Source organism: Cytobacillus sp. FSL W7-1323, from assembly GCF_038595015.1.
GTDB lineage: Bacteria > Bacillota > Bacilli > Bacillales > Cytobacillaceae > Cytobacillus > Cytobacillus kochii.
The window spans coordinates 2353516-2367222 of record NZ_CP151998.1 but is presented as its reverse complement, the minus strand read 5'-3'; the positions used below and the strand labels follow the sequence as shown (position 1 = coordinate 2367222).

The following is a 13707-nucleotide window of genomic DNA, read 5'->3' as shown; positions in this document are numbered from 1 at the left end:
ACAATCCTTATTAGATGGGAGTATATAAACGAAGATAAGAAGAGTATTTTTTTAATTCTTAAATCGTAATCATTTTGAATTATAGGGGTGTTTAACAATGAAAAAAATTCCAGTGACCGTTCTTAGTGGTTATCTAGGTTCCGGTAAGACAACATTATTAAATCATATATTAAATAATAGAAACGGTTTAAAAGTAGCAGTCATTGTAAATGACATGAGTGAAGTAAACATCGATAGTGAACTTGTTCGAAAACAAGGAAACTTTTCTCGAACGGAGGAAAAATTGGTGGAGATGTCAAATGGATGTATATGCTGCACTCTTCGAGAAGACTTACTTATAGAAGTTGAACGATTAGCTAAACAAGGTGAAGTAGATTACATACTGATTGAATCTTCAGGTATTAGCGAACCTGTCCCTGTAGCACAAACCTTTTCTTATATCGATGAAGAAATGAATATAGATTTAACTCGGTTTTGTAAATTAGATACGATGGTAACGGTTGTTGATGCGAATCGATTTTGGCATGATTTTGAATCAGGAGACACATTATTAGAACGTAGGGAGGCAGTTGGGGAAGAAGATGATAGAAATATCGCTGATTTACTCATTGACCAGATTGAATTTTGCGATGTGCTTATATTAAATAAGTGTGATTTAGTAAATGATATAGCCCTTGATAAATTAGAAAAAGTGATTAGAACACTGCAGCCACAAGCGAAGATTATTCGTACGGTAAATAGTGAAGTAAATCCGAATGAAATATTAAATACTGGGCTTTTCGATTTTGATGAAGCCAGTCAATCTGCAGGTTGGTTACAAGAGCTCTCGATCGGTCCTTCTGATCATACGCCTGAAACAGAAGAGTATGGCATTTCATCTTTTGTCTATTACCGAAAATACCCTTTCCATACTGAACGTTTTAATACTTGGTGTCAAAAAATGCCATCACAAATAGTTAGATCAAAAGGGATTGTTTGGTGCGCGAGCAGAAATAACTTAGCTATATTAATGTCACAAGCTGGTCCTTCTGTAATGATGCAGCCCATATCCTATTGGGTAGCATCACTACCAGAGAAGGAAAAAGATGAGACCTTAAAGGAAAACCCTAGTTTGTTAGATGATTGGGATGTGGAATTTGGTGATCGTCATACTAAACTTGTGTTTATTGGAATGGATATTGATGTAGATTTAATAACAAAAGAATTAGATGATTGCTTGTTATCACCAAGTGAGTATGATGCCAAGTGGGATGAACTGCCAGATCCATTTAGCTGGACAATCAATAGTTAGATAAATCGGTCCAGTTATAAAACATGTTGATGTTGTCGAGGAAAGAAAAATTATTTTCTTTCCTCGTTTTTATTTTTAATAGGAGTTTTCATAAGATACTGTTATGCATTTTAGCCTTTGATATTAGAGGTTAACTAATCATTACAAATGCATGAGTACATGATATAAGAATGGACACATTAATAAAATACAATTTCAATACTGGTGGTGTCTTATGGATCTGATTACAATATTAAATTTACTACTACTGGCCTTCTTGATCTTTGCGACCGGTTTTTTTGTGGCAGCTGAATTTGCTGTTGTCAAACTAAGAATGTCACGGATTGATCAGCTTATTGATGAGGGGAATAAAAAAGCAATTACTGTCAAGAGGGTAGCAGATAACTTAGATTATAATTTATCAGCTTGCCAACTGGGGATTACCGTAACAGCTTTAGGACTTGGTTCCCTTGGTAAGCCAACCGTTGAGAAGATATTATATCCTGTTTTTGATTGGTTAAATATTTCACAATCATTATCATCAGTTCTTTCATATGCCATTGCCTTTATTTTAGTAACCATTCTACATGTAGTTGTCGGTGAAATGGCACCTAAAACTTTAGCGATTCAATTTGCTGAAAAAATGAGCTTATTATTAGCGCCCCCTCTTTACTGGTTCGGAAAAATCATGTTTCCTTTCATTTGGTTACTTAATGGAACATCAAGAGTGATATTACGTATGTTTGGCGTGCCGGCAAAAGCAAAAGAAGATTCCTATACGGAAGAAGAATTGAAAATTGTCATGACGCAAAGTTATCAAGGCGGTGAAATTAACCAAACCGAACTCGAGTATATGGAAAATGTTTTCTCCTTTGATGAAAGGGTGGCCAAAGATATCATGGTTCCGAGAATTAATATGGCTGTGTTCGAGCAGAACATGGCGAAGGAAGAAATTGCGCAAACCATGATAGAACATAATTTTACAAGATATCCTGTTATAGATGAAACTAAGGATCGAGTGATCGGCATCGTTAATGTTAAAAAAATGTTGGCAAAGATGGCAGGCAAAAGGGATTATCACTTGTCTGATTTTATTCAATCTATTCCGTTTATTTTAGAAACAACAAAAATATACGACGCATTCATCAAAATGCAAAAAACCGGTGTTCACATGGTGATAGTTGTGGATGAATACGGTGGTACCTCTGGTTTACTGACGATAGAAGATATTTTAGAAGAAATTGTTGGTGAAATTCGCGATGAATTTGACGAAGAGGAAGTCGAAGAAATTGAGTATCGTGCACCTAACAAATACTGTATCTCTGGACGCGTTTTATTGGATGATTTAGAAGAAAAATTCGGGATGACATTCGCAAATAGTGATCAAATTGATACATTAGGCGGTTGGATTCATCAAAAATTAGCGGGCATGGCAAAAAAGGGAGATGTCATAGAAGAAAACGGTCTCACTTGGACAGTAATGAAAGTTAAACAACTACAAATCCAAAGAGTACAATTAGAAGGACTTCATATTGGAGGTGAACCCAAAGGGGATTGAGAATGGACGGTATGATTATTTTAAATCTATTTCTTGTTGTTGTGTTTATTATTTTAACCGCATTTTTTGTTGGTGCAGAGTTCGCTATTCTTAAGGTGCGAATGTCACGAATTGACCAACTGATTGAAGAAGGAAATAAAAAGGCTAAAATATCGAAAAAAGTGGTTGTGGGGCTCGATTATCATTTATCGGCATGCCAATTAGGAATTACTGTTACCGCCCTCGTACTCGGTGCATTGGGTGAGCCAACAGTAGAAAAAATTTTACATCCTGTTTTTGAACGATTCGAAGTATCTAAAGCAACAGCCACTTTATTGTCGTATTTCATTGCTTTAGCGATTGTCACGTTTTTCCACGTTGTCTTTGGAGAATTAGCTCCAAAAACATTGGCGATCCAATATTCAGAGAAGATGACATTGTTACTTGCTCCACCATTATATTGGTTTGGGAAAATAACAAAACCGTTTATCAAATTCTTAAATGGAGCTTCGCAAAGTCTTCTAAGATTGTTTGGTGTCGAACCGTCGAAACATGAAACAGCGCATACAGAAGAAGAAATAAAGTTGATTGCCACACAAAGCTTTGAAAGTGGTGAGATTAACCAAGCAGAACTTACTTATTTAGAAAATATTTTTAGTTTTGATGAACGAAAACTAAAAGATATCATGATTCCTAAAGCAAGTATCATTACACTTGAAAAAAACATGAGCCTTGACGTATTATTAGATATTTTAGAAAAACACGCTTTTACTCGTTATCCTGTTAAAGACAAGATAGATGGAAGGATTAAAGGTTATATAAATGCAAAGGAATTATTAACGAAAAGTCTAGTGGATCAAGATGTATCTATCAGTGATCTTATTCATGAAATTCCAAACTTTCTAGAGACTTCTCCAATTAAGGAAGCTTTACTAACGATGCAAAAAACAAGAAAACATATGGCACTTATTCATAATGAAGAAAATCAAGCCGTTGGTATTGTCACAATGGAGGATGTTCTAGAGGAAATTGTTGGTGAAATTGGTGAGGAAGGCTATAGCGTAACCTAACAACTATATGATTTACCTAATGCGTGAGAGTTTAAGACCGACCGTAGGCCTCGTATGGTATCGTAATTAGGATTATCATCTTTCATATTTTTGATATGAATGATACTAAACAATAGAAGTGGTATGATCTTGTGCAAAATATATGCAATATCATAGCAGAAAAATCCCTCGCTCAACTATAAGGTAGTAGGTGAGGTGAGCGAGATGTATCAATCAATTCTACGAAACAACCGGGCATTCAGATTTTATTTACTAAGTAAGTGTTTCACCAGTTTAGGTAATATGATGATAAATATGGCTTTATTGTTTTTTGCTTTCTCATTAACTGGTTCATCTAGCTATGTAACTGCTATGGTGGCCGCACAGGTGTTGCCATATTTGCTATTTGGATTAATAGGAGGCGTATTAGCGGATTGGATCCCTATTAAGAAATGGCTTATTCGGATGGAAATCATTAAAATACCGATAATCATGATAGTGATTGTTCTATTTTATACTCAGCAATTACAATATTGGCAACTTATTTTTCTCTGTTTATCTATACATACAATAGGTTGCTTATATGATCCTGCGAGTAGAGCGTTATTGATGAAAGTGACGGTTGAAGAAGAGAGAACAACGGCCAACAGTTTAGTTGACTCTATTACAAGAGGTGTTGTTATAGTAGGACCAGTTGGAAACCTCATCATTTTAGCTACGATCGGTAAAATACATTTATTTACAGTTTCGATAGTTAGCTATCTTGTTAGTGCCATATTCCTTTCATTTGTGAAGGTATACATTCATAGTGACATCAAAACGAAAAAATTAAAAATTTACAGGTCCTTAAAGGAATTTTTTCACTGGTTAATACAGCACCATATTCTTAGGAATGTCATTTTCATCACTGTTGTGATTGTATTTTTCCATACTTGGGTCTGGCAAGTAGGATTATTTTTGTTAGTAGAACAAATGGTTACAAAGGGAGAAGAATGGTACAGTATTTTAACCAGTTGGTACGGCCTATTTGTCATTGTTGTTAATGTAATCATTCCTTTATTTATCAAAAGATTCACTATGATGCAATATGTAATTGGTTCATTTATATGGGGAGCTGGCATTAGTATCGTCGGTTTAGTTAATGGGCTCCCATTTTTGTTTATTGGTGTGTCCCTCGCAGCGATTGGTCTACCGATTTCAGGGTTAGCTAGAGTTTATTTGTTACAAAAACACCTACCAGATGAGATGTTAGGCCGAGGATTTAGTTTTAGCGCATTTACTTTATATTGTGCGAATGCCTTTTCCTTATTATTATTTGGTTTATTCTCACATATTGTACCAGTAAGATTCCTCTTTGCAATATGTGGCCTTTTTATATGTCTCTTCACATTTTATTACTTCGTGAAGTTGTTTCGAAATGTTCGAGGTGAAATGCCATATACTCTTTTAAAAAGGCGATTATAGACAGCAATGGATGAAAAACCTGCGTTCAGAGCCGTATCGAGAATAGTCGTATCATTCTGTTTCAATGAAAACAAACTTCTTTGCAGACGATAGATTTGTAACCACGAATAGGGCGAAACCCCGACGATTTCCTTAAAATAATGAGAGAAATAATAGACATCCCAATCAATAATTGTTGCCATGTCCTTGAGGGTCCATGGTGATTGATAGGCTTCTTTTAATGAGGACGTAACTTTGTAAATAGCAGGTGCTACGGTTTGATAATGCTCTGTTGGTAGCTGATGGTTATTCGTATGTATCGTGTGTTTTAATAGAAGGATCGCTAGCTGTGTGTAGCTGTTCTCAAGGAATAAGCGAAACATCGGCTGTTGATCGTCTTCTTCTAGAGTCATCATTTCAATTACCAGCTCAATCCATTTCGTGATCATTGGATTGAGCTGAATAACCGCTGCAAATGCAATATCAATAGGTTCAACACCAAAAGATTCATTCACATCTTTTAAAAAAGAAGGGTTGATTTCAATAAGAAATTTTTGCTTTTCAACAAATAATTGCTGATGAGGTGTAAATGGATCAATCATAATAAATTGATTAACCTTAAGTTTTTCCACTCTTTGTGATAGATGGTAATGAATGGGTCCGTTTAGAGCATATATCAATTTATACGAAGCATCTGAACGTAATAAGCTTTCTTGTTGAAAGGTGTTTTTATAGAGAAACAGTCCCTTTTTTGAAGGAATTAATACATTTCCATGTTGCATAAGAGCTCTCCTATCTTAATCATAGTTTTCCTCATGATTACCTTCTTTGAAAATAGTGGCAGCGTCTTGTTTTGCCCATTCCGGAATACTCATTTTCGGATTTTTCTCAATGTAATTTTTCACCATTCGGTAGCCCTCAGAATAGCCATACAATGGTGGCAGTGGATCAAATCCGCCATAAAGAATCTCATTAGAGTGCTCGAGTGTTCCTTTTTCGAAATGAGGTGAAGCATAATCCCATGCCTCTTGGTCATAAATCTCATTTGTATTGATCATTTGTTGATTAGGGTAAATGATCTCTTGAAACATCACTGCCTTTCCTTCAAAAACCATATTATCTAGGACAGTCCATTTCTCAGATGGCCCTCTATATGCAGCTTGCCAGGCACTATGATGATATTCATGAGCGAGTGTAACCTTAAAACGATCGATGGAAAGGTACTCGTCAAACAAAATGAGAATCTTATCTGATCCTACTGCCATTCCAAAACCAGGGTAGGAAACAGGAAGCAAGCATACATTGATTTCCTTTTCTATCGGTAAGGCAGCAGCAGAAAGCTCTAATGCTTCTGACAAGTTATCTTTTACTTCCTTACTATTCATCCGTTCGATGGCTCTTTGTAGTTTGTCGAAATTCTCCGGGTTATGTGACAATACATCTTCAGCGATATGAAGAAATTCGCCGTCAAGAAAGCAATCATTATAAATAGGATCAATGACCGCTTCTTTATAATCTGCGAATATAGCATCTTCTTCATCATGATCTTTTATGTACTTTTCCATTAAATGTTGGATTTCTACAATATTAAATGATTGTCCGGTTTCAGTTTGGAAAGACCAGTTCGTTTCTAATTTTTCATTCCTACTCATTTCAGAACACCCGCATAATAAAAACAACACTGTTAAGCTAAGACAAAAATAAGTAAAACGCATATATACCTCCGATTAAAATTTCCGCCCAATGTAGCTAGCAGAGACAGGGTGTAAATTCATTTCTCTCGCCCAAATAGACAACTGGCCGATATGATGAATTTCATGGGCAATTATATGATGAAGAATCGCAGTCACATTTTGGTGACTAGAGTCCCAAGGAATAAATACTTGTTTATCTATAGGTACATCATGAGGAAAGGTAGCGCTTATTTCAGTTCTTAGTTGATTTGATAGATAATGAATACGATCAAGTGTCTGATAGTCACTATAATCAAATAGTACATCTTCTTTTCCATTGATACATCGTAGCCAGCTATACTCCACATCAATGATATGGAAGAAGGTACAAAGAATACTCTTGACACCACCGACCCTCTCCTTTAATAGTTCATCAGGAGGGATGTCTTTCAACAGTGTCAACCATTCATCTCTCACTTGCCAATTGTATTGAAAGAACTGGAACAAAATCATTTCACTCCTCTTACAAAATTACATTTTTTCCAAAATATGATACTATTAATTATAGCAAAAAAAGTAATAGGAAGTTGAATAATTGCAAGAAAAAATAGGAAATACAGAAAATAAAATAGGCTACAATTTATAAATTGACCAGATAATCATCTGTATCAAATTTCCACCTGTTTTTTATTGTAATCGAAATGTAAGGTAAAGCATGGAGAAAAAGAACGTGCTCTTTTTATTTTCAAATGGATAACTGAAATCTCGAGAGAAAGACATTCATGCCAAGCAATATCAAAATAATAGTAATCGGCTATTTCGTTTTACAAAAAAGGCATTGTTTCTCGCCAATCTTGTTCTATAGAGCGGGATGTGAGGCCGTTTAGCAAAGTGTGTTGGTTCTATATCCATAGAAACTGGACTTCTCGTTTGTTTATTTAATGCCTTTTATCTTTAATCATTAAGACTTTCATATTGAAAGGAGTGATTGCCATGTTCACAATGAATCTAACAATAATTGCATGTAGGTGTTTAGGGGATTCTTTTACTTAAGGAGAGAGTAAATGGAAATAAGAGCTTATAGACCAGAGGATGAAATAGGTTGGGTGAGATGTAGAGTACTTGCCTTTTTGGATACAGCTTATTATGACAATGTTTTAACTGCAAAAGAGCATTACGAAAATCAAGCGATTGAACTCACAGCTATCATGGACAAAACAGTTGTCGGCTTGATCGATGTAGAATATGAAAATGAAGAAAGAAGTATTTATTACCATGGGAGTGGACTCGGAGGGATGATATGGCATATCGCTGTCCATCCCGATTACCGAAGACAAGGGATTGCCCGGGCATTACTGACAGAAGCTGAGCGAATAGCTCGTAAAAAAAACATCAATCGGTTAGAAGCGTGGACGAGAGGCGATAATGGAGTCAACAGTTGGTACCAACAAAACGGGTTTACTAGTGATTACTCCTATCTTCATCTTTATATCAATGAAGAAGAGGGTAGTGATGTCATTTATAGCAAAGAAAAAAATATCCTACCAATGACAATCTTCGCGCATTATGTCGGTGATAACAAAGAAGAAGTGAAGTCACAGTATAAGCGAGCATATGAATGTTTTTGTTATGAGAAGTTTCTGTAAAACCAAATCTATTATAAGTATGATAAAGATTAAATAGAATAAAGAAAAGGCATGTTGGATGTTTCACACCATGCCTTTCGCAAATTTATAGTTCCCCATTTTTAACCTTTTCAACTCAACTACTGTAAATAAAGAGATATAGATATCTCGTACTTCATTTTTTTGGTCCTTCTTATCCTCAATTGGATAAGTAAAATAGCAAAGCAGGGTTAATCGCACTTACTTATGAGGTGTTGCTTCCATATGGTGCTCGATTATTTGCAGGCTTTTCTTTTCCCTAGGTCAAGATAAACATGAGGGTGGAGCAGAATAAAGAATGTCATTGTGCTCGATTCTTAGCGTAAAAAGAAGAGTAAAGATTGTATAAAGAATTTTATATATTTGGATTTACGTTAACTATAAAACTCGAAATTATCGGAATTTTTTTTCGAGTCTTATAGAGAATGATAGGGGGAAATCTATGGTAACGACAATATATATGGTTAGACATGCAGAATCGCCGTTTATATTTGGTGAGGAGAAAACGAGAGGTTTATCGCCAAGGGGAAGAGAAGCAGCAATTAAGGTCACTGAGATTTTAAAGGATAAAAAGATTGATAGAGTCATCTCTAGTCCATATACACGCGCAATCGAGACTGTTCGAGAGGTTGCAGAAAATAGGCAACTACAAATCAAAACATATGAAAATCTAAGAGAAAGACCAATTAAGGGGCTCGATTACCATGCAGAAGAAAAGGAATTATTATCCGCCATTGAGCAGTCATTTAAAGACGAAAATCTGTTTAGTTGGAGGAGAATCCACAGTTGCCGCACAAGAACGTTCTATTCCATTCATAAAAGAGATTTTAAACAATTATAAGGGAGAATCTATTGTTATTGGGACACATGGAAATATCATGACGATTATAATGAATTACTTTCAAAAACAGTTTGATTTTCAATTTTTTCAACAAACAACAAAACCTGATATTTATGAGATGGCTTTTGCTGAAGAAAAACTGTTAACGGTTAATCGCCTATGGGGGAACAGTCATCATGAAGAAAAACAATAAAATACAAGCCGTTTTCTTAGATAGAGATGGCACAATTGGTGGCGATGACACCATCCATTATCCTGGAGAATTTAGACTCTTCCCCGGAGTAAAAGAAAATATAAGCAAGTTACAGGAAAAGGTAATAAAGGTTTTTGCTTTCACGAACCAACCTGGAATTGCGAAAGGATTAACGACAAAAACGGCATTTATTCACGAATTACTTTCTTTCGGATTCGATCAAGTGTATATTTGCCCTCATGCCCCTGAAGCGGAATGTAAATGTCGCAAACCAAATACTGAAATGCTCCAGCAAGCAGCAGAAGATTATAAGCTTTCCCTAGCTCGAACCGTCGTAATTGGCGACCGCTGGAGTGATATGGTTGCCGCTTCAAAAGTAGGTGCAATGAAAATCTTAGTCAAAACTGGGGCAGGAGAGCAAACATTAAAAGAGCACCAGGAGAGACTCAAAGACATTGAGTTGGATAAGGTTGTTGAAGGGATAGACGAGGCCATGAACGTTATTCATCGATAGTATATAAATGTTCGATATGTACGGAACGCTATTTCAAACAGATAAGATATTATGATACTTGAAAAATATCTTAAATGAATGTTGAAATTTATCTAGAGGTAAAGGTAAATAGAACAAAGTTTAAGTGGAGAGTTAAAAAACTACTTAACCTCTGAATATAAATACTCTAAATAAAAGTATCTATAAGATAAATTAAGGGTGGAGATAGTATCCCCACCCTAACAAGACATAGAACCAGAACCTTATGAAGCTTGGTTTTATGATGTTGTACCATTTACTGCTGTTCTTTCAAAGTGATTTTTTCTTTTTGGTTTTGTTTCATCACTTTTTTTACTATGATTGCTATCACAAATAGGGCCAATAAGATTAAAGTGATAGTGGCACCCGGAGGCGTACCATACTCATAAGATGTAAATAAACCACTTAACATACCAGTCAACGCAATAGGTATCCCTAATAGAATTGTGCTTGCAAAGCTACGGCTCAATCGCATAGAAATGGCTGCAGGAAGAATTAAAATGGCGGATACGAGCAGGGAGCCAACTATAGGCATAATAATAGCAATCGTTACTCCGGTTAATACATTAAAGGCAATCGACATCGTTTTGATTGGTAATCCAGCAGTAAACGCTGTTTCTTCATCAAATATTAAAACGTACATCGCCTTACGGAAAATGATATATAGTATGACGATGATTCCCGCTAAGAGATAGAGCATCCATACTTGTTGTGTGCTAATTGTTACGATAGAACCGAATAAAAACTGATTGATATTAAGTGTAGTTCCACCTTGGTTCAAACTCATTAAAAACAATGCTAAGGCCATCCCGCCAGACATTAAAATAGCAATTGAAACTTCTGAATAGGTGCGATATAACATACGTAAGTATTCCAGTAAGATCGCAATGATCACCACCATGATAATGTTCGTCCAAGTCGGATTGATACTAACTAATAATCCAAGTGCTACACCAGCTAAAGAAACATGAGCTAGAGTATCTGCCATCAGAGACTGTCTCCGTAGTATGAGAAACAAGCCTAGCATAGGGGCAATTAAAGAGATGAGAATCGAGGCTTGGAAAGCTCTCTGCATGAATTCATAGAGAAACATCTCCAAGGCAATTCCTCCTTTCGAACAAGTTCAATATGTTTATTACAATAATTTCGTAATTCGTCGTGGTCGTGCGACACCATCAGAATTGCTTTTTCGTGTATTTCACTTTGATGTCGCAATAATTGGTAGAATTCCTCCCGTGATTTTTTATCCATTCCTGTAGTAGGTTCATCTAGAACAAATAAGTCCGGATCTGTAGCAAATACACGTGCGATCGATATTCGTTGTTTTTGGCCTCCTGATAATTCACCAATTTTTTTATGACGCATCTCCCATAATCCTACAGATTCAAGGGATCGTTTCACTTGATCTTTATCCGCTTCAGTCAACTTTTTAAACCACTTGCCCCTTTGATAGAGTCCTGATTGAACTAATTCTAAGACTGTACTAGGAAAACCAATATTAAATGAAGATACTTGTTGGGGAACATATCCAACCACTAACTTCTCACCATATCGATTCGTAGGAGACTGCGTAACTTCCCCCATAGTAGGCTTAAGCAATCCTAAGATATTACGTAACAAAGTTGTTTTTGCGGCGCCATTTTCACCGGTTAACATGACAAAATCACCCGGGTTTAGCTCAAATGAAATATTTGTTAAGACGGGTTCTTTTTCGTAGTGGAAAGAGAGATCATCTACTTTTATATAGAACACTTTTTCATCTACCTTTCTTCATTTTCCAAAAATAAGGTGGAAGGATTGCAGGATCGTCTATCTGATTCTTTATCTAATAGATAGAAGTTAAATTAACCAGATGGGCTAACTAGAATGATGCAAACCCAAACCTTGGTTAGTTAGCCTTTTTAAATAACCGCCTTCACCAATTGATTCTAATGTACACTAAGTTGCAATGCTTTAAGGTTATGACGCATAGCTTCAATATAACCTAAGTCATTTTCTAATAATTCTTCAGAAAGTACCTCTAAATCATACAATACAGCTGTGTCTGTTCCTGTCTCTGATGCAACGGTTTGAGCAATGGAGGAGCTCGCTCCTTGTTGATAATAAATCACAGGTACGTTATTCTCTTCGACTAAATGACCGATTTCAGCAATACGTGAAGGACTGGGCTCAACTTCTGTAGATAATCCCCCAATCGCAATTTGTTCTAGGTTGTAACGTTTCGCTAGATGGCCAAATGCCTGGTGTTGCACGACAAAAACACGATTTTTCGCATCTTTTAAAGTAGTTTGATATTCCTCATCTAGATCCTTAAGTTCATTCATAAAGGATTCAGCATTCTTCTCATATATTTCTTCTCCACCTGGATCTGCCTCAATTAAGGCATCACGAATCGCTTTGATTTGATTTTGTGCTAAAACTGGATCAAGCCATATGTGAGGATCTTGTTCTTCGTGATCATCAATTAACACAGATACAGGGTTAGATTCTGCCTGAATATGATGTTTATCATCATAAAGAACAGCTTTCAATTCAAAGCTTTTTCCTGTGGTTTTGTACTCAAAATGATCGGTTACTTGTTTTGGTACTGCTTTCCATTCTTGGTTAGCATCTTCTCTCATCATCCAATGCCAATGATTATGATTGAATGAATCAGTCGGCACAGCTTCTAATGTAACAACATCACCTGTATGATAATGATCTGCTAACCCTTTAATGTTTATTTCCGCTTCCTTCTTGGAATGGTTATGTTCAGTGTCTACCTGGTTATCATGGTTATCAATATTAATTTCTACTGGCTCTGATTCTGCATATTTATTATGATTATCATCATAAATAACAGCACGAATATTTAAACTTTTATCTGGAGCAACCATTGTCAACTTTTCAGTACTTTGCTCAGAAATAGCTTCCCATTCTTCACTCTCATCTAACTGCTGATACCAATGCCAGTGATCATAATCGGCATTTCCTATTAATTCAGCTGAAAGTTGAATTTCATCACCCGTATGGTAATGATCTGCTACCCCATTGATCTTCACTTGTTCTGTTCCAGTTGAGTCGTGTTCATCATGCACATTTTCATGGTTTGATTCATCGAGACCGTCTGCAGCACGTGCTATAACGAGATTGTTGTTCTCTACTGTATTAAGTAGGCTCTTTACCCAATACTCCATTTCTTCACTACTGTAGACAAACACATCTGCTTGACTGACAGCAGCTACATCTTGGGCACTAGGCTCGTAGTGATGGGTATCTTGACCTTCTGAAACCATAAGTTGAACATTTGCTCGATCACCAGCTACTTGTTTGGTGAATTCATACATCGGTAAGAAGGAAGCGACAACAGTTATTTCAGATTCATTCTTATTTCCAGCTTCTTTTGAATTTTGAGACTGACAACCAAAAAGAAATGCTATCACGGTAAAACATATGAATATAGTTTGGTGTTTTTTCATTTTATCTATGAATCTCCTTGTTAGAATGTGTTGCAAAAGTAGAGAGA

At 36.0% G+C, this 13707-nt stretch carries 14 protein-coding genes and 1 pseudogene; 9 read left to right on the top strand and 6 right to left on the bottom strand.

Annotated features, from left to right (window positions below):
• The first annotated feature begins 97 nt into the window (after positions 1-97).
• The 4 genes from MKX67_RS12105 to MKX67_RS12090 all read left to right on the top strand — a co-directional run bounded on the left by MKX67_RS12105 (position 98) and on the right by MKX67_RS12090 (position 5320).
• On the top strand, positions 98-1291 hold the full coding sequence (locus tag MKX67_RS12105) for a GTP-binding protein (protein ID WP_340975055.1): 1194 nt from the start codon (positions 98-100) through the stop codon (positions 1289-1291).
• Positions 1292-1505: 214 nt separating this feature from the next.
• Positions 1506-2828 carry a hemolysin family protein gene (locus MKX67_RS12100; RefSeq protein ID WP_342488245.1) on the top strand — a complete coding sequence of 441 codons (1323 nt, stop codon included), beginning with the start codon at positions 1506-1508 and terminating at the stop codon, positions 2826-2828.
• A 2-nt stretch (positions 2829-2830) separates the two neighbouring features.
• Positions 2831-3877, top strand: a complete 1047-nt coding sequence (locus MKX67_RS12095; RefSeq protein WP_342488244.1) for a hemolysin family protein — start codon at positions 2831-2833, stop codon at positions 3875-3877.
• Positions 3878-4081: 204 nt separating this feature from the next.
• Positions 4082-5320: an MFS transporter gene (locus MKX67_RS12090; RefSeq protein ID WP_342488243.1), complete on the top strand. Its 1239-nt coding sequence runs from the start codon at positions 4082-4084 to the stop codon at positions 5318-5320.
• Here MKX67_RS12090 and MKX67_RS12085 read toward each other — a convergent pair.
• From MKX67_RS12085 to MKX67_RS12075, 3 genes are all read right to left on the bottom strand, one after another.
• Complete coding sequence (locus tag MKX67_RS12085; protein WP_340975047.1) at positions 5251-6081, bottom strand: AraC family transcriptional regulator; 831 nt, start codon at positions 6079-6081, stop codon at positions 5251-5253. The genes MKX67_RS12090 and MKX67_RS12085 overlap by 70 nt on opposite strands.
• A gap of 15 nt (positions 6082-6096) precedes the next feature.
• Positions 6097-6951 carry a DUF2268 domain-containing putative Zn-dependent protease gene (locus MKX67_RS12080; protein WP_342488242.1) on the bottom strand — a complete coding sequence of 285 codons (855 nt, stop codon included), beginning with the start codon at positions 6949-6951 and terminating at the stop codon, positions 6097-6099.
• Positions 6952-7026: 75 nt separating this feature from the next.
• The gene (locus MKX67_RS12075) at positions 7027-7479 is read right to left on the bottom strand and encodes a DinB family protein (protein WP_342489273.1); all 453 of its coding nucleotides are present in this window, start codon (positions 7477-7479) and stop codon (positions 7027-7029) included.
• Between the two features lie 557 nt (positions 7480-8036).
• Here MKX67_RS12075 and MKX67_RS12070 point away from each other — a divergent pair.
• The 5 genes and pseudogenes from MKX67_RS12070 to MKX67_RS12050 all read left to right on the top strand — a co-directional run bounded on the left by MKX67_RS12070 (position 8037) and on the right by MKX67_RS12050 (position 10184).
• Entirely contained in the window at positions 8037-8618 is a 582-nt protein-coding gene (locus MKX67_RS12070) for a GNAT family N-acetyltransferase (RefSeq protein ID WP_342488241.1), read from the top strand.
• Between the two features lie 460 nt (positions 8619-9078).
• On the top strand, positions 9079-9477 hold the full coding sequence (locus MKX67_RS12065; protein WP_342488239.1) for a phosphoglycerate mutase family protein: 399 nt from the start codon (positions 9079-9081) through the stop codon (positions 9475-9477).
• Positions 9452-9511 (top strand): annotated as a pseudogene (locus MKX67_RS12060) (hypothetical protein); the annotation flags it as partial. The gene MKX67_RS12065 and the pseudogene MKX67_RS12060, both read left to right, overlap by 26 nt.
• Positions 9512-9526: 15 nt before the next feature.
• Entirely contained in the window at positions 9527-9670 is a 144-nt protein-coding gene (locus tag MKX67_RS12055; RefSeq protein WP_342489295.1) for a hypothetical protein, read from the top strand.
• The gene (locus MKX67_RS12050) at positions 9654-10184 is read left to right on the top strand and encodes an HAD-IIIA family hydrolase (RefSeq protein ID WP_342488238.1); all 531 of its coding nucleotides are present in this window, start codon (positions 9654-9656) and stop codon (positions 10182-10184) included. Before MKX67_RS12055 ends, MKX67_RS12050 begins: the two co-directional genes overlap by 17 nt.
• 274 nt (positions 10185-10458) lie before the next feature.
• Here MKX67_RS12050 and MKX67_RS12045 read toward each other — a convergent pair whose 3' ends face one another.
• The 3 genes from MKX67_RS12045 to MKX67_RS12035 all read right to left on the bottom strand — a co-directional run bounded on the left by MKX67_RS12045 (position 10459) and on the right by MKX67_RS12035 (position 13660).
• Positions 10459-11301 carry a metal ABC transporter permease gene (locus MKX67_RS12045; protein ID WP_281203044.1) on the bottom strand — a complete coding sequence of 281 codons (843 nt, stop codon included), beginning with the start codon at positions 11299-11301 and terminating at the stop codon, positions 10459-10461.
• Positions 11238-11954, bottom strand: coding sequence for a metal ABC transporter ATP-binding protein (locus MKX67_RS12040; protein WP_281203043.1), 717 nt, complete (start codon positions 11952-11954; stop codon positions 11238-11240). Before MKX67_RS12040 ends, MKX67_RS12045 begins: the two co-directional genes overlap by 64 nt.
• Before the next feature lie 176 nt (positions 11955-12130).
• Positions 12131-13660: a zinc ABC transporter substrate-binding protein gene (locus tag MKX67_RS12035; protein WP_342488237.1), complete on the bottom strand. Its 1530-nt coding sequence runs from the start codon at positions 13658-13660 to the stop codon at positions 12131-12133.
• Between the last annotated feature and the right edge of the window lie 47 nt (positions 13661-13707).